At 47.2% G+C, this 17,222-nt stretch carries 11 protein-coding genes and 2 pseudogenes; 3 read left to right on the top strand and 10 right to left on the bottom strand.

The window, feature by feature from the left end:
• Positions 1-406: 406 nt before the first annotated feature.
• The 3 genes and pseudogenes from AC58U0_RS31895 to AC58U0_RS31885 all read right to left on the bottom strand — a co-directional run.
• The gene (locus AC58U0_RS31895; RefSeq protein WP_497382802.1) at positions 407-1,078 is read right to left on the bottom strand and encodes an ABC transporter ATP-binding protein; all 672 of its coding nucleotides are present in this window, start codon (positions 1,076-1,078) and stop codon (positions 407-409) included.
• 61 nt (positions 1,079-1,139) lie between these two features.
• Positions 1,140-1,715: pseudogene (gene sigK / locus AC58U0_RS31890) on the bottom strand (RNA polymerase sporulation sigma factor SigK); the annotation flags it as partial.
• Positions 1,716-1,720: 5 nt separating this feature from the next.
• Positions 1,721-1,771, bottom strand: a pseudogene (locus tag AC58U0_RS31885) (hypothetical protein); the annotation flags it as partial.
• Between the two features lie 484 nt (positions 1,772-2,255).
• Between AC58U0_RS31885 and AC58U0_RS31880 the strand changes: the two are divergent.
• Positions 2,256-2,441, top strand: a complete 186-nt coding sequence (locus tag AC58U0_RS31880; protein ID WP_497382801.1) for a hypothetical protein — start codon at positions 2,256-2,258, stop codon at positions 2,439-2,441.
• On the opposite strand, the gene AC58U0_RS31875 is transcribed toward AC58U0_RS31880, so the two are convergent.
• A complete protein-coding gene (locus AC58U0_RS31875) occupies positions 2,421-2,660 on the bottom strand; it encodes a family 43 glycosylhydrolase (protein WP_497382833.1) in 240 nt (79 codons plus the stop codon). The two genes, AC58U0_RS31880 and AC58U0_RS31875, sit on opposite strands and share 21 nt — an antisense overlap.
• Before the next feature lie 145 nt (positions 2,661-2,805).
• Positions 2,806-5,187, bottom strand: a complete 2,382-nt coding sequence (locus tag AC58U0_RS31870) for an alpha-L-arabinofuranosidase family protein (RefSeq protein ID WP_497382800.1) — start codon at positions 5,185-5,187, stop codon at positions 2,806-2,808.
• 112 nt (positions 5,188-5,299) lie between these two features.
• Between AC58U0_RS31870 and AC58U0_RS31865 the strand changes: the two genes are divergently transcribed.
• On the top strand, positions 5,300-6,079 hold the full coding sequence (locus AC58U0_RS31865; RefSeq protein WP_497382799.1) for a helix-turn-helix domain-containing protein: 780 nt from the start codon (positions 5,300-5,302) through the stop codon (positions 6,077-6,079).
• A 192-nt stretch (positions 6,080-6,271) separates the two neighbouring features.
• On the opposite strand, the gene AC58U0_RS31860 is transcribed toward AC58U0_RS31865, so the two are convergent.
• From AC58U0_RS31860 to AC58U0_RS31850, 3 genes are all read right to left on the bottom strand, one after another.
• On the bottom strand, positions 6,272-6,517 hold the full coding sequence (locus AC58U0_RS31860; RefSeq protein ID WP_497382798.1) for a hypothetical protein: 246 nt from the start codon (positions 6,515-6,517) through the stop codon (positions 6,272-6,274).
• A gap of 12 nt (positions 6,518-6,529) precedes the next feature.
• Positions 6,530-6,883 carry a Ger(x)C family spore germination protein gene (locus tag AC58U0_RS31855; protein ID WP_497382797.1) on the bottom strand — a complete coding sequence of 118 codons (354 nt, stop codon included), beginning with the start codon at positions 6,881-6,883 and terminating at the stop codon, positions 6,530-6,532.
• A 677-nt stretch (positions 6,884-7,560) separates the two neighbouring features.
• Entirely contained in the window at positions 7,561-8,409 is an 849-nt protein-coding gene (locus AC58U0_RS31850; protein WP_497382832.1) for an AraC family transcriptional regulator, read from the bottom strand.
• Positions 8,410-8,733: 324 nt separating this feature from the next.
• Here AC58U0_RS31850 and AC58U0_RS31845 point away from each other — a divergent pair, with 324 nt between their 5' ends.
• Complete coding sequence (locus AC58U0_RS31845; RefSeq protein ID WP_497382831.1) at positions 8,734-11,007, top strand: beta-L-arabinofuranosidase domain-containing protein; 2,274 nt, start codon at positions 8,734-8,736, stop codon at positions 11,005-11,007.
• Positions 11,008-11,305: 298 nt separating this feature from the next.
• On the opposite strand, the gene AC58U0_RS31840 is transcribed toward AC58U0_RS31845, so the two are convergent.
• On the bottom strand, positions 11,306-13,120 hold the full coding sequence (locus AC58U0_RS31840) for a glycoside hydrolase family 43 protein (RefSeq protein WP_497382796.1): 1,815 nt from the start codon (positions 13,118-13,120) through the stop codon (positions 11,306-11,308).
• Positions 13,121-13,271: 151 nt separating this feature from the next.
• Complete coding sequence (locus AC58U0_RS31835; RefSeq protein WP_497382795.1) at positions 13,272-17,219, bottom strand: LamG-like jellyroll fold domain-containing protein; 3,948 nt, start codon at positions 17,217-17,219, stop codon at positions 13,272-13,274.
• Between the last annotated feature and the right edge of the window lie 3 nt (positions 17,220-17,222).

Below are 17,222 nucleotides of genomic sequence, written 5' to 3'. Positions count from 1 at the left end.
GCCAATGGAAGAATTCTTATATCACTATTACGAAGAATCAACGAGTCCCTTTCGTAATTTATCTGATCTAGAAGCGGATGAAGCTGAACGAGTTCTCAACATCACCGGTTCATAAAGAAAATTACAAAACCATCAAATCGTTTCTTACAGCGGATCAGACGTTAAAGGGAAATTGAGGCTTTACATATGATAAGGAAAGGGCAGGCCAATGATAATTCGACTGTCCTCACTGCTGTTGAATGGCTAAACAACCAATCCTAAGCCTGCTGGCTTAGGACCTCTACTTCGGCTACAGCACTTTAAAGGGTAAAGTAATTACCGAGTGGATTGAACCAATTAGATTGTGCGACTGTGAGGCGCACAAACAAACCGGACCCCCTTATTAGGAGTTCCGGTCTTATAAACACTAAACAACTTCATTCAACCGCCCATCCCGAAACCGCACAATCCGCTTCGCCTGCTGAGCAATCAATGAGTCATGCGTAATCAAAATAATCGTCCTTCCCTGCTTATTCAATCTTTTGAAAATATCCAATATCTCTGCGCCTGTCTGGGAGTCCAGCGCCCCCGTCGACTCATCTGCCAGAATAATCGCCGGATCTCCAGCCAACGTTCGCGTAATAGCAACCCGCTGCTGCTGTCCACCAGATAGCTCTGAAGGGAAGTGCTTCCTTCGATCCAGCAAGTTCACCGCTTCCAGTGCATGTAAAACGAGAGGCTCTCTTTCCTTTTTGCTCATTCCCCGATAGATCAAAGGCAACTCCACATTCTCATAGGCACTCAATCTCGGCAGCAAGTTGAAACTCTGAAAAACGAAGCCAATCTTCTGATTGCGAATCTCAGCAAGCTGAGAATCCTTAAGCACGTTTATCGCTTCACCATCTAGGTCATAAATACCTTTATCTACAATATCCAAACACCCGATGATGTTCATCAGTGTGGATTTGCCGGAACCTGAGGGTCCCATGATGGCCACGAACTCTCCATGATCAATATCTAACGAGACATCATCTAATGCTTTAATCGTTTCCCCCATCGTATAGTATTTACTGGCATTCTCGATATGGATTAACGTCATAACCTTCACCTCCATTACTTGCATATCGTCCCAAATAATTGAAGTATCTGATTCATAGTCCTTACCGCTTCGCCTTATAAAACTCATGATACAGCTTCATCAGCACCCGCTTCTCAATCCTCGAAACATAGGAACGGCTAATGCCCAATTCCTTCGCAATCTCCCGCTGCGTCCGCTCTTCCCCGCCAAGCTCCAACCCAAACCGACCAACGACGACTTCCTTTTCGCGATCGTCCAATATCTCCAGATTGCGGTAAATTTTACTCTTCTCTATCTTCAACTTCACCTTATCCACGACATCATCCGCTTCTGTCCCGAGGATGTCGATCAATGTAATTTCATTCCCCTCTTTGTCCGTTCCGATGGGATCATGCAAGGACACATCCTTGCGCGTTTTCTTCAACGAGCGAAGATGCATTAGTATTTCATTTTCGATACAACGCGCTGCGAAAGTCGCCACCTTCGTCCCTTTGTTTGGCGAGAACGATTCGATGGCTTTGATCAATCCGATCGTACCGATCGAGATTAAATCTTCGAGATCTTCCCCTGTGTTATCGAATTTTGTGAACACGAAGCAACGTAAATCAATCTCGTTCTCGATACGCGTACTGCAAATGTCGCCAGCTTCGTCTCTTTGTTATGTGAAAAGGATTCGATTGCTTTGATCAGACCGATCGTCCCGATCGCGATCAAACCTTCCAAATCTTCGTCCTTATTGTAACTTAACCCATAAGTTTGCCGCTTTGGAAAGCTTATGCTTCCAAATTACCATGGCAAACTTATGCTTCCTAATACAAAAAGCCCTTGAAAATCAAGGACCTTTGATTAAGCAAAATCTGTATTACATCATAAATGGGTTCGTTTTAAGGGCTGTTATTCACAAAGCAAAGCAAATGGCTAGCGATAATAAGATTCCGATAAAAAAGGTGTAAAGACTTGTGTTATCATTGATATTCTTATACAACTTTTATTTCGCATATCTGTGCGTTACTCTAATAAAGCAAAGAGGAGCTGCAATAAGCAAGCTTCAATATCAGGATGCCAAATGGAAATTTAGCTGGCCTTTGCCATGTATTTCGAGCGGACCGGGGACCTGGTGTTTGTCCAACAACAATGGACGAATATCAAAACGAATACCCATTATATTGAATCTGATTGATCAGGCCCTTGCGGGATCATGAAAAGCACGAACGATATCGATTCTAACGGGTATTGGACCGTTGACAATTATTCGGCACTGCTCGACGGCACCCTGATCATTGGCCGTGGTATACCGAATGAGTGGGTGACTACAGCCCAAGTCGTTGATTTCACGAATTTTGCCATTAAAAATAATCATCGGCTAGGCGTGCATATTGCGTAGCCGCATCATTTTCAAGGACGTACATGCGGTGCCCCCATTTTTCGTTTCCTCCTCATCCGATCCGCCTGCGGCAAAATAGATGTGCCATTTTCCGTCGATATAATGGATTTCCGGCGCCCAAATATGCGCACACAATCTTCCCTTCGCGTGTTTTCTCCAAATGATGGACGGTTTAGCGGTCCCAAGCTCCTGAATCGATCTAGCTCTTCTAAGCTCGATGCAATAATAAGCGGGAACAGAAGCGGTAAAATAATAGTAACCGTCTGTATGTTTATAATCCAGGGGTCAGCCCGCTGATCGACGAGTGGGCTAGGGAATTGACGTTTGGCTTGAAATTGTTTCTTTTATATGCATAATAGACTCCTTATTTAACCCTCAATATTGTAATAGAATGTTTGGGAAAATCGTAATGAATACTGCTCCCTTCCGTACTGAATTCCTTCTGTTTCGGTAACACCCGCGCAGGCGACGCAAATGTATTTTCATCATCCAGTTCATGGCCTGACAGTTCGTATACTTCAACAGTCAAAGTCGCTTTGTGCAAATCCGCCAAAGCAATCTGTGCACTAACGATTTTTTCCTGCACATTGATAACCTTGACTATGACATCACCTGTTGAACGCTCGTAACTTGCGGAATAATACAGGGGTTCTATCACCGGAAGCTTGTCTTCAATGTCATGGAACAGCACGCCATCGATCCAGGCACGGATCTGTCTTCCCGATACTTCTAATTTTAACGCATATTCAATATCAGGTTCGACGTTAAATATACTTTGGGTCAGGCAAGAAGTTCTTCCATCCACACTGGAACTCAGCGCGGAATCCTGATTCTGCCATCCACCAAAGTCCCAGATCAGTTGATTGCTATCGTCTCGTTTGCCGAAATAAAGATTGAACCCTTTAGGTCCGCTGATTTTTTGGGCTTTCAGACTCAGCGTATAATTCTCCCAATCCGTTTCTCCCAGATCCAGTGTTCGTGTTGACGTCCCGCCCAGCCGGTCTTCATCCGTATCCGACAGCTCGGCAGACAAGCCATACAATTCTCTCATTTCTCCGGTATCGTTGTTAACCAGCCACATGTCCCAAAAGCGGAAGGAACAACGGTCTGTCCCGAGTGCAAACGCTCCGTTAATCGGCTTCATTGTGTTTTCCTGTTTTTCCTCAAACCCGTTTGCTTCAATTTGTAAGAGTTGATCTCCTTGGTGGTGCATAAACAGCTTCTGCACATAATAGTTTACCGTTCCGAATACTTCATGATTGTTGAACCAGATCATGTCCGGTTTCCAATTGACATAATCGACATTGCACAGCATCGGCGCATAACAGGCCAGTCCTACTGCATGAGCATTTTTTTCCAAGCCCGTCATAAAAGCAGCTTCTACAAGGGCGTTATAATAAGTGTTTCCCCATGAAGCGTATTCGCCCAAAAACACCTTTGGTTCATCTGCTTTGAAATCGTCGTAACGGTGGTAATGGGCCAGAAACCATTCCGGCGACTGATAGTAGTGCTCGTCCACAAGATCCGATTTATTTTCTTTTCCGGAGTTCCAGCCGCGTTCATATTCGCCGCCGGCCGCAAACGGACCTGCGGAGTTGATGATCTTGATATCCGGATATTTCTCCTTAATCGCTCTATGGAAATAGGGATAGCGTTCAAAAAACGGTTCCCCGACTTCTTCGTTTCCGATGCCGATATACTCCAAGCCAAACGGCTCAGGGTGACCGAGCTTCGTCCGTATGGCCCCCCATTCGGTTGAAGGATCGCCGTTGGCAAATTCAATCAAATCAAGGGCGTCCTGGATCCAGGGCGACAACTCCTCAATTGGAACGGATCGTTTATGGTGCGGGTCAACTCCGCCCGGCAGGATCGGTATCGGCTTGGCGCCAATATCCTCGCAGAACAGAAAGTATTCATAATAACCCAAACCGAGAGTTTGATTGTAGCTCCAATTATTCCGTCTGGCCGGTCTTTGCGCTATATCGCCTAACGTGTTTTTCCAACGGTACATCGAGTTTCGGTCATCGGGATTCAAAGAACCGTCGTGTATTAGGCAGCCTCCCGGAAACCGCATAAACTTGGGCTTCAAATCCGCGAGCAAGGCGGCAATGTCCTCCCTCATGCCGTTCGGCCGATTGCGAAAGGTCTTTTCCGGAAAAAGGGATACCATATCGAGATACAGCTTTCCTTTTCCTTTCGTAACAATCACTAGGCGGCTGCTGCTATCGGTGGCATCCGCCGTAATGGTTACTTCATATTTGGCCCATTCGGATGAATTCGCTACAATCGTTGCCTCACCATGAACGGTACCGTCCGTCCCTTCAATCGTTACGACAATTGGCTCTTCAAAGCTGGCATCCCGCCGTGCATAAACCGAAAACAGATAGGTTTCTCCCTGTTTGACGGGAATGCCGCTGTTAAAACCAAGGTTCATAATCCCGACGCCTTCGCCCTCCGATATAATTTCAATGGCAACATAATGCGGGTTGCGCGTGTTTAAGGGATAGCTCTCTTCTACGGTGATTTCTGACTTACCGCCGCCTCTTTCGATTTTTTCCCAGGCTGTTAACGCATGGTATTCCGCACGATCGATCGGATCAAATTCAAAGGAGCGGTTCTGAACGAGCTCTGCGTAAAGCCCGCCGTCCGCCGCGTGATTCAAATCCTCGAAAAAAATGCCGAACAAGTCGCCTAATTCCGCACCCCGTTCTTGTGTATATATAGTTAATATTGGTTGTGCTCTCATCACGATTTCGTCCCCTTTGCTCTTTTCTTTCGATTTTAAGCGCTTGTTCATCCTTAAACAATTCATTATAATGGTTAAAAACTGACCTATCGTGCTTTTAAGGAGATACAGAATGATTAGAATGATTAATTGCGGTTATAATTTTATTCATAAAGACGGGATTACCATTAATCGCCCGGCCGGGGCCGGAAATTACGCGTTTGTTTTGTTCAAAAGCAATTCGGAGGTGGTTCTGGACGGAAGGCCTCTAGTGGCGGAAAAGAATTCGTATATCCTGTTTCGCCCTTCAACCCCCCATCTTTACCGGGAATTGGATAAGCCGTTCATCAACGACTGGTTCCATTGCGATGGCAATGAAATCTTGGAATTTCTCACTCAGTTGAAGCTTCCGCTCGACACGCTTGTTATGGCTACAGATCCTCTTTTGATAACCCGATGCATCCGGGAATTGCAAAGTACCAGCAGACTGGGCGGTATGCTGCGCGATCGGATCATGGACTCCGATATTAGAAGCCTTTTTATGAAGCTGAGCAACCAGCTTGAAAGAGCCCCCCTGCCTAATACAACGAACCGATATTTCCGCCAGCTTTCCGAGCTGCGGGACGAGCTGTACAGTGCGCCTCATATACATATGCCGGTTGAACAGATTGCTTCTCGCGTCAATTTGAGTAAGTCGTATTTCCAACACATCTATAAGGAGCTTTTCGGGTGTTCGGTTGTTTCTGACATCATCAACAGCAGGCTGGAATATGCCAAGTATCTTTTGGAGAACAGCTCATTATCCATAGCTGCCATTTCGAAGATGTGCGGGTACGAAAACGACACCCACTTTATGCGCCAGTTTAAACGCTTCGTAGGCGTTACGCCGAGCCAATTCAGGTCGAAACGATAATCGGGAAAGAAGCGGACATCTCGAACCCATGATGACGCCCAGATCACTTCCGTGCACCCAAGCAACATTCGAGCCTTAGTTGCACGCCGGCTCATATAGATCATCCACCATTCCTTCATTTGTCTGTTCCATACAAGAACGGGATACGTAGCTCCGTCATAGATCGGATCGCGGTACAGCGGTGCATTCATCTCATAATTCCTCGTCGATTTTATGGAAGCTGACTCCCAGGGCATATTCATTGATAACAAATTTCCCCTGCTCCGTTCGTAAGATTAATTCTCGGTTAATACGGAGATTCTCGAATCGGATATTGTCCGCTGCCCGTTCCTCATCATATCCGTAGATGCGGTTAGGATTCGTGTTGGCCCCGTAATAGGTATGACAGCACCAACTGCCCAGGTTCGAATTCCTCCACCCGGATATCATCGAATGCATGACGGATCGTATTCAAATCCCCCGCATTAATGGCCATCGCTCCCCTTTACCACCTTTGCGCGAATCGTGGGTGTAACTATCGAGCATATCCTTAATCCCGTGCCTGGCTAACTTCTCGCCTATAAAAATAGTGCTGCGATGGTCGGTAAACAACCTGCGGGATGGTTTTTTTTGAAGCTTCTGGATCACTTCAGAGACATTTTTTCCGGCTGCCGAGATAACGAAAAACTTTTCTTGCAGGACTGCTCCCACATTAATTGGACTTCCAAGACCGCTCGTAGGGATAGCAATCTGGGCAGACCCTAATATTTTCCCGTCGTCTGTCAAGTCGAGGGCTGTCCCCATTATGAAGGCAAGGTCATTCATCTCCGTTCGATCCCAGCAACAGCTTGTCATCAATACTATGAAAAGCAAGCCCATGCACATGAACGGTTTCATTCCGAAGTTCCTTTACATTTCCTTAGTATACTCAAGCGGCTGCTTTGCCTGACTCGGACTTGGTTTCTGATCTTGTGGCTCGCGGACCGGATTGTCGACTCCTATGATCTGGGGACGCCACGTTTTATTCCAATTCGGCGCAGCCGATTAGCGGGATCTTGCTCCAATCCTGGACATCGGGGGCATGGATACCACGGTCATCTGCTTCTTTCTTTTTAACGATGATGGAAAATGGAAAATTCGAAGGGAATTCTCGTAAAACATTTATATTGGTTTGATGCTTCATAACATTCGAATGGTAACTTTCTACTTCTCGGTAGTAAACTATCATATATATTGGACGGCTTATACGTTGTTTTAATGTGTTTATTTGTGTGCTGTAATCAAACAAAAAGCCAGTCAAAACACAAAACTAATGTGTTAGACTGGCTTTTGTTTATTGTCTGTTTACCACGCTGGAGGGTCACTTTCCTGTTACCTTTTTTAGGCATTCTGTTGAACGATATTTTCAGGATAGGACTAATGATTTTAACTATTATGATTCATTACCTCAAAGGTTAGTAGGCATTCTTGAAATCCTTCAAGCGGTCTCCACAGGAGGGCGGTCACTTATAGAACAATAATCGATTGGCAGTTGCATTGCGGAAGCCGGTTGGCGTAAGATTCGTCATCTGCTTGAACGATTTCATGAAATGCTGGCTGTCATGGAAACTGAGCTGCAACGCGATTTCATTGACAGTCATATTCGTGTCGGTTAACAGGAAGGAAGCGGCTTCAATCTTCTGCTGCAAAATATACCGTTTGAGCGGTACCCCGGCAATCTTGGAAAAAAGGTGCGATAAATATTTGGCATTGTAGCCGAAGCGTTCTGCAATATGTGACGTCTTAAGCTGTTCACCACGGTTCCACTTGATGTAGTCAACAATGTCGTTATATAGCTGCTGCTGTTTCAACTTTGGCTGAGAGGCTTTTCTGGTTCTAAAAGTTTGATTGCTTAGCTCGCACAGAATACTCGTTACCAAATAGTTATTCAGCGTCGGGTCTTGATAACTTCGAATCGAATCTTGCAGTTGTTTCATCATGACAATGATCTTATCCGCGTTGCTTAATGTGCCCTTGCTTGGAATCGCGATGAATCCGGAGGGGCATTCATAAGCTTCTTCCAATTGTGACATGATCGCTTGTTGTTCTGTCATAAAATGAAGCCAATAAAAACTGCAGTCAGATGCACGGTAGCCGTACTGCTTGGTCCGAGGAGGCATGAGTATATAATCGCCTTCGTGCAAGATGTGCATCTCCTGCTCATCCGCGATATACAAAATCCCCTTGGTCTGCACGAAAAGCTCGTAATCTATCAGCATTCTTCTCATGTGCATCCAATCGGGGGAGGGAGCAACGAACTTACCCGTCATGACCAGCTGCAGCGGCTTCTCTACTTGAAAAGTATGAACCATCAAAGGTTGTTCACCACCATTGGCATGAAAAGCTACCTCTAAAGCCGAGCCTCTTCTTCGCATAGGCTTCGATAGTTGCTTTTCTTACCTTTTGACACCTGAATGAGGTGCACTTGTTCTAATCATAACAAGGTATTTACACGATAACAAGCTATTGTTATGAATTACACTGTTAACATAGATCTGACATTTTTACACTAAATCGATCATTTTGCCATTTACCAACCCAGTCGTTTGAAGGTAATCTTAAGAGTGTATGATGCCGTGATCACACCGGTTGCAGAAACAGGAATCAATATGAAGGAGACATAAATAATGAAAACAATGCTAAATGTAAACCTGCTGGATGGAATCTATAAAGCATCGCAGGAGAAAGGGAACGAGTATCTGCTTTATCTGGATATCGACAGGCTTGTTGCACCTTGCTATGAAGCCGTTTCCCAAACCCCGAAGAAGCCACGCTATGGAGGTTGGGAATCCCGGGGAATTTCCGGTCATTCCACTGGGCACTGGCTGTCGGCCGTTTCCGCGATGTATGCGGTTACTCGAGACGGGAAGCTGCTGGAAAAGCTTGAATATGCGGTAAATGAACTTGCTCATATCCAGTCCTACGATCCGGACGGCTATGTCAGCGGTTTCCCCCGTGAGTGCTTCAATAAGACGTTTACGGGAGATTTTGAAGTCGCACACTTCAATCTTGGGGGTCAGTGGGTACCATGGTACAGTATCCACAAGATCTATGCGGGATTAATCGATGCTTATCTTCTGGCCGGGAACAGGAAAGCCCTTGAGGTTGTGATCAAGCTGTCAGACTGGGCGAAGAAGGGCACGGACAAGCTGAACGATGAGCAATTTCAACGGATGCTTATCTGCGAGCACGGCGGCATGAACGAAGCGATGGCCGATCTCTATCTCATAACGGGCAATAAGGACTATTTGGAGCTTGCGATCCGATTCTGCCATCAGGCCATACTTGAGCCACTGGCCAGAGGAGTGGATGAGCTTGAGGGCAAACACGCCAACACGCAAATTCCGAAGGTAATCGGGGCGGCCAAGCTTTACGAGATTACCGGGGATGAAACTTATAAAAAAATGGCGGTTTTCTTCTGGAACGAAGTCACGAGAAACCGTTCTTACATCATCGGCGGCAACAGCAACAACGAACATTTCGGACCGGTCAATTCGGAGAAACTCGGTGTCGAGACGCTGGAAACGTGCAACACTTATAACATGTTAAAGCTTAGCGAGCATTTATTCCGTTGGTCTCACGAGGCTGAATATATGGATTTCTATGAGAATGCACTGTACAATCACATATTGGCCTCCCAAGATCCGGATAGCGGGATGAAAACCTACTTTATGGCAACGGAGCCAGGACATTTCAAGGTGTACTGCACGCCGGATCAATCCTTCTGGTGCTGTACCGGCACTGGGATGGAGAATCCCGCCCGTTATACAAGACAGATTTATTACCGGGAGCAGGACGAATTGTACGTGAATCTGTTCATCGCTTCTGAAATCCGGCTTGAGGACAAACATATCAAGCTCAGGCAGGAGACCGATTTTCCGCGGACGGACCGAACGAAGCTTATTTTTGAAGAAGCGGACAAGGCTGTCGTAACGCTCCACATCCGCATTCCTTATTGGGTATCGGGAGCAGTCACGGCTATCGTAAACGGCAAGGAAACGTATTTCCGATCCGAGAGCGGCTATTTATCCATTGAACGGGCTTGGACTGCCGGCGATGTCATTGAGATTGCGCTTCCGATGGAGCTTCACGTCTATACCTCCAAGGACGATCACTGCAAAGTCGGGTTTAGGTACGGTCCCATTGCATTGGCAGGAGCGCTCGGAACGGAGAATTTTCCGGAAACCGACATTCTTGATGACCATATGAAGCTGCATCACCATCCACTCATCGAGGTCCCTACCCTCGTCGCTGCCAAGGAAGACGTCAAGCAATGGATCAAACCGGTAGAAGGCTCACCGTTGACATTTGAAACCGATGCGGTGGGACAACCGGGCAATGTCAAGATAACCCTAATCCCGTATTATGAGCTGCACCATCAGCGTTACACGTTATATTGGAAATTGATGGATGAGAAATCCTACAAGACCTACAGGGACAAGGAAAAGGAAGAGCTTGATAGACTTAGAGCGATTACGGTCGACTTCGTTCAGCCAAACGAACAACAGCCGGAGGTCGAGCATAAGCTCCGTACGGAGAATTCGAACTCCGGATATTTCTACGGCGCGAGCAGAGGCTGGCGCGAATGTATTGGCGACGGCTTCTTCAGCTATGAAATGGCCGTGGAGCCGAATAAACCGATGTATTTGCAGATTACTTATTTTGGCAGTGATAAAGAATTTGACTTTGATGGAATTGGGTACGAACGGGAATTTGCGATTCTGATCGATGAAACGGTGATCGCGAACCAGCAGCTGCAGGCAGATACGCCGGATCAACTTTTCGAGGTTTACTACGATATTCCGATGGTCTTGACGGAAGGAAAACGAAAGGTGGAAGTGAAGTTTGCTTCAGTCCAAGGTAAATCCGCCGGCAGAATCTTCGGTGTCAGGATCGTCAATCAAAAATAGCGAAACGAAACAGAGGCTATCCGCGGGTTGAACCGTGATAGCCTCTTTCATTTTGTACTTATTTCACTCTAAATACAGTAACTATATGCTTCGGAAAATCGTACGAGAAGCTGCTGTCTTCCGCATGAAACTTCTTCTGTTTGGGTGACACTTTCACAGATGCAGCGAAGCTGTTTTCGATCAGCTTTTATTACCCACTAGCCATCTCAAGCATCGAATTTATAAGAAAATCCCGGGAGATGGTTTTCCAGTATTCAACGAGGGGGAGGCGTTTCTCCCCCTCGTTCAAGCAAATCCTTTAAAGCTGCACCTTCTTCATCAGCCCATCTTCGCCGAAGGTGAGCGGGTCTATGCAGACTTCGCGATGATAGCCTTTTCCTTGTGTAAACCTGGTCAGCGGCGTGACAAACCGGTGATACGCAATCCAATACTTATCAGCGCCCGGCTCCTGTAGAATCGAATGATGAGCGGTGCCGAGCATATCCTTTTCCTTATTTTTGACAAGAACCGGGTAGCGGTAAGTTACCGGCCCGTAAAGATGCTCCGCCGTGCCATAGTTCACGTGGTAATCCTCGCTGCCGGTGTCGTCGCAAGACCACGTGAAGTGATACTGCCCGCCGCGCCTTAGAACGGTGACCGCCTCCCGGAAGTCGTGCAGTCCGGCAAGATTCTTCATCGTATCCTCAATGACGCTTATCATATCTTCGCCGAGCTGTACGATTGCAGGGTGTGCATTTCCAAACAGTAGGTAAGCCGTACCGTCATCCTCAATAAAGACGGATGGGTCAATGGCCTGGCCCATGGCGATTCCCAGACGCTTCATCTGTTCCATGGTAATAAGCGGCTCCGGTTGCGCGCGAAACGGCCCTGCCGGAGTTTCAGCAACCGCAACACCTATGGCGCTCACTTCGCTTTCCATTTTGCCGCAGAAATAATAGTAATATTTACCGTTTTTGCTGGCAATGGCCGGAGCCCATGCGCTGCCGACAGCCCAGGGTACATCTTCCGTCGCAAGATCCAAAATCACGCCTTCGTCTTTCCAAATCCGCATGTCAGCTGAAGAAAACGCATGAAATTGCGTGCCCGACCAGCCCGTGAAGCCGTCGGTTGTGGGATAAAGGTAATAGCGGTCGCCGAACTTCACAAGATCCGGGTCAGCGAATTGTCCGGGCAGCACCTGATGGCCATCGCCGAACGCCGCCAGGAGGCGGTTGCATTCATCATCGGTAATCGGGAGGACACCGCCATGGCGTTTCTTGGTTTTCCCCAAATCGAACGACCCTTCCGGCAGAACCTGGAATTCACCGCTTTCAAGGTCGGAGGTCAGCAAGGGGAGGTAGCCCTTTCCTTCCGCAAAGCGATCCACAATAAGGCACCACTCCTCGCGGTCGCCCAGCTTATAAATTTGCGGGCCTTCCACTCCTAACAATTCTTCCAAAACCGGAGCATTCAGACTGGTGAATGAGTCTTTATCCAGTGATGTGCCTTTTTCGACCCGGATATTCTTCGTCGTTTCATCCTTGGAAAAACGGTAGTAGGCACCATTGTGGGCAATTATTGTGGTGTCAATGATATGGTTCTCCCGTTCAATATACTTTTCAGTCGCTGTAAAGCTGCGAAAATCTCTGGTGCGAGCGCTATAGATTTTATGTTTCCGCTCTTTTTCATGCGGTTCCTGCGTCGCAGAAGCCCAAAACACCAAGAAATCGTCCGAGGCTTCGTCATAAATAGCCTCCGGCGCCCAAACGCAGCCGGCATCCGGTACGCCAAGCGTGACTGCCCATGGTGAAGACCAATGCACCAGGTCGGCGGATTCCCATATGATCACGTCGCGGCTTCCGGCATCCACTGCAGCGGACCAGCCCTTTCCGTTTGCAATGCGGAGATCCGTGGCAATCAGATAAAACTTGTCCTCCTTGGGCGAGCGCACTAAAAACGGATCCCTCACGCCTTTTTCCCCCAGTTCGGAACGCAGAACCGGCAAGCCCGCGTTCAGGTCTTTCCAATGCAGGCCGTCCTCACTGTAGGAGAAATAGACCTGCTCGCCGTCACGCTGTTCCCCGATAAAATGCACCAAAAGATAACCTGTATAGTTGCTATTATGTACTGACAAAATAAAGCCCTCCTTGCTGCGACTAAGACGCATAAATTCATGTATTTTGAAGTCTGATTTTATCATATTATCATATATCGTAACTGCTCAGCACCGCTGTATGAGATGACCACGGAACTTTTCCGATAGTTAAACAACCGAATAGCGAATTCTACTCGTTCATCACTGCCAATACTTCCGACGCGGATAAAGCACGATTATAAATGCGGAAGCCATCCACCAGTCCATTCAGATATGGATCTGTGGAGAATTCGGAGCGACCGATCCAATTCTGTGTAGTGGCACCGAGCATGGTAGGTGTTATGGTCATGGCGGTATTGGTGCCTACCTGCATGCCATCGACGTAAAGGGTTCCCGTCGAACCATTCAGGGTAACTGCCACATGGTGCCATCCGCTCGCAGCCAGCCCCACAGTTCCGTCGATAACTTGCTCCGTGGATGAACTGGATTTGATCGCAAAGCGAACTTTGCCGGCGGTCCCGTTTTTCGGCGTCAGGAACATGTAATTGGACGTTCCGGTACCGAAATCGAATATCCTTGTCCAGTTGGTTACAGTATTCAGATTGACCCAGGCCGTAACGGTCATCGTGTCAGCACTGGAAACAACACCGATTGGCAATGCGACATATTGATTCGTTCCGCTCAGGTTCACTGCGTTGCCGCTTCTGCCTGCCACCCAACTTGCACCGTTAGCCAATCTGCCGTCCCAGCCGTTGCCGGTAACATCGGTTACCGTCGTTCCGGCTGTTCCGTCAAAAGGAAGCTCCGCGATCGGGAACACGGATTGCCCACTCTTCAAATGCATGATTTCTGAAGCGGTTAAAGCACGATTATAGATACGGAAGTCGTCAACTCGCCCGTCGAGATAAGGATCGGCGTATTGGGAGCGGCCGATCCAGTTTTGCGTGGTGGCTCCTAAATCGGATGGTTTCAGCGTCATCGCGGTATTGATTCCTACTTGAGAGCCATCAACGTAGAGGGTACCTGTTGAGCCGTTTAAGGTGACAGCTACATGATGCCAGCCTCCTGTCGGCAGCGCCGCTTGCCCGTCAATTCTTTGTTCACTTGAGTTATTGACCTTGATCGCAAAGCGGATTTTACCGCTGGAATTTTTCGGCGTGAGGAACATATTGGTAGACGCTCCGGAACCGAAATCAAAAATCCGCGAATAGTTGCTTGCAGAATCCAGATACACCCAAGCCGAAATGGTAGCCGTACTGGCTTTGGAGACAACGCCGGTCGGAAGAGAAACGTACCCGTTCGTTCCATCCAAATCAACTGCGTTGCCGCTATTACCGGCTACAAAACTAGTGCCGCCTACCAATGTGCCGTTCCAACCGTTGCCGGTCATATCGTTTGCCGTCGTTCCGCTTGTCTCGTCAAACGGAAGTTGTGCCACTGGTAGGGTTTCGACTGTGTCTCCAAATACCTTAAAATCGGAAATGCCGGCATTAATTCCGCTTGGCAACCCGGTCGCGGTAACACGGACATAACGGGCGGTGCCGGTAAAGAAATTGTTGTAGAGCTGAGCATCGTTCATATTGTTAGTTCGGTCAATCACAGTAGTCCAATTCGTATTATCAGTTGATGTTTCAATCGTATAGGAATAAATTGAACTAGGTTGTTGCCACATCACCTGGGCGCCACCGGTAATAGTCTTGCTTGAGCCAAGGTCTATCATCCACCAATGGCCAGTAAGTCCGTCATTCGCAATCCAGCTGGTTGCAGTATTACCATCGTTACCATTGCTGGCCGGATTCGTTGTCTGAAAACTATCGCTACTTGCGGTCTTGTTCAATGCAAGATTAGTTGGATCTCCAAATACCTTGAAATCGTAGAAGCTGGCATTAGAACCGCTTGGCAATCCGGTCACGGTAATACGGACATAATGGGCGATTCCGGTAAAGTAATCGTTTTGAACCTGGTCCGTGCTTGTATTGGCGGTCTTGTCAATGACTGTAGTCCAGTTTGAATTATCCGTTGATGTTTCAATCTTATACGGATAAACTCCACTCTTTTCCCACGCTACCTGGGTACCATTGGTGATATTCATGCTTTGACCAAGGTTTACCGTCCACGAATGGCCGGTATTTCCATCATTCGCAATCCAACGGGTTGCAGCATTGCCGTCAGCCCCAAAGGAAGCCGGGTTGGAAGTCTGAGAGCTATCGCTGCTTGCGGTCTTGTTCAACGCAAGGTTGGCTTGATCTCCAAACACGTTAAACTCGTAGAAACTGGCATTAGCACCGCTTGGCAGTCCGGTCACGGTAATACGGACATAACGGGCGGTATCGTAGAAGACATCGGATTGAACCTGATCCGTGCTGGTATTAGCCGTCTTGTCAACCTTTAATTTCCAGCTGATATTGTCATTCGAGGTATCAATCTTATACTGATATCCTCCGCCTGCGTTTTGCCACTTAACCTGAGTGCCGCGGGTGATATTCATGCTGGATCCAAGGTCTACCGTCCACGAATGGCCGGTATTTCCATCATTCGCAGACCAGCGGGTCGTATCGTTACCATCGTTCCCGCTAGCAGCCGGATTGCCTGCCTGCGAACTATCCGCGCTGGCGGTCCTTTTCAAGGCCAGATTGATTGGAACATAATGCGGAATCGGTGTCGTTGACGGCAGAGTAGCACCGGAAGCTATGAAATTAATGCTGTTGGCATAGTTTCCGATTGAAAAATTCCCAGCACTGGCACTCAGAACTGGGTTCCCGTTTACTGTCAAATTTTCAAATGTAACGTTCTGAGTTAATTGGTTGGAACTATTGCCGAAAATATCGTTCGTGTTGCTATTAGCGCCGGTATAGGAAATATTCTTGAAATAGACATTATTAATTCCACGCCCAACTCCAAGACCATAACCCGGATTTTTAAAAGTTTTGATATCTATGAACTTATTTACAACGGCATCGTCTATCCGAATATCCGAGAAATTGGCATCGGTTATTAGACTGCCATCGCTGGCGGTGAAGGACATTTGTAATGGGAAACCGGCACTTAACGGGTTATAAGTCAAGATGTCCAGATTCGAAAAGTTGAGCGTATCAATCATATCTCCGCCGCCAGCAGCACCCGGATTGCCATGGGTACCTATATTGATCGGATGGGCTTTGCCCGGCATGAGAATCGAGTTGGTGACACTGAGATTGGTCGTATTTCCTGAGAACCCCCAACGAGAAGCGTATACAGAAATGGAATCATCGCCGGAGCGAACAAATACGTCATTGATGGAAACATTGGAAACGCAGTAACTATCAATACCATCGGACCATCTCTGGAAAGCTAATACTTTAACATTATTTACTGTGACATTGGTCGAATTCCCGATAAGAATACCGTTGCCGCCGCTGTTCGCGTTATTGTAGTCATTAAGTATGATACCATCAACTGTGATATTGTTGGCAAAATTGAGATCTACGGCAGTTGATGCGGGATGATCCAGAACCCCACGCCCAAGAACCCTGGCATTCGTGGCATTGTTGAAATTCACTTGGCCTTTGATGACCGCTCCGCCTGCGACGTAAAGAGTCTTGCCGCTAGGCACGGTGTAGTTCTGATTATAAACACCTGGACCCAGGTAAATGACATTGGGGTCAGTAGGACTTGGCGGATTAACTTCTACCGGATTGGCAAAAATCATCAGGTCATTGTCAACATTGCCATTAACATCAAATACAAGCTTCTGGGGACCGGAAATGCTAAAGGTCATTGTATTGCCGTTGATGGCAGGAGTAATACCAAGATTGTTAGGCTTGACTGAAGCAGATGTTACCGTTCCGGCATTATAGGTAACAGATAGATCCACCGGACCGTTAGTATCAAAATAAACAAATGATGCATAGGTGGCTCGAGTTGGCGCCCCAATTCTCGTTTGATATTCATCCAGATTCTGCCAAGCTCCACCCGGTACACGCACTTGTACCGTAAAGGTGGTGTCCAATGTGACACCCGATGGGGCCGCATATGTCTTTAATGTAGTAGCCGCTTGAACATTTGTCGGCAAGGTGAACGTCATTGGAAAGAAACATACTAAAAATGCAAGCAAAATAGAAAACACTGTAGACCTTTTTTTACTTCTGTTAAAAAACATAAT

The sequence above is a fragment of the Paenibacillus sp. J31P190 genome (genome assembly GCF_059692075.1).
Note: the sequence above shows the minus strand (reverse complement) of the source record. Positions and strands in the feature narration are given on the sequence as shown.

Excerpts from the sequence above, each read along its gene's own strand:
- AC58U0_RS31865 (WP_497382799.1), top strand. The coding sequence starts at position 5,300 with ATGATTAGAATGATTAATTGCGGTTATAATTTTATTCATAAAGACGGG.
- AC58U0_RS31835 (WP_497382795.1), bottom strand. The coding sequence starts at position 17,219 with ATGTTTTTTAACAGAAGTAAAAAAAGGTCTACAGTGTTTTCTATTTTG.
- AC58U0_RS31870 (WP_497382800.1), bottom strand. The coding sequence starts at position 5,187 with ATGAGAGCACAACCAATATTAACTATATATACACAAGAACGGGGTGCG.
- AC58U0_RS31850 (WP_497382832.1), bottom strand. The coding sequence starts at position 8,409 with ATGGTTCATACTTTTCAAGTAGAGAAGCCGCTGCAGCTGGTCATGACG.
- AC58U0_RS31860 (WP_497382798.1), bottom strand. The coding sequence starts at position 6,517 with ATGCATTCGATGATATCCGGGTGGAGGAATTCGAACCTGGGCAGTTGG.
- AC58U0_RS31880 (WP_497382801.1), top strand. The coding sequence starts at position 2,256 with ATGAAAAGCACGAACGATATCGATTCTAACGGGTATTGGACCGTTGAC.
- AC58U0_RS31855 (WP_497382797.1), bottom strand. The coding sequence starts at position 6,883 with ATGAATGACCTTGCCTTCATAATGGGGACAGCCCTCGACTTGACAGAC.
- AC58U0_RS31895 (WP_497382802.1), bottom strand. The coding sequence starts at position 1,078 with ATGACGTTAATCCATATCGAGAATGCCAGTAAATACTATACGATGGGG.
- AC58U0_RS31845 (WP_497382831.1), top strand. The coding sequence starts at position 8,734 with ATGCTAAATGTAAACCTGCTGGATGGAATCTATAAAGCATCGCAGGAG.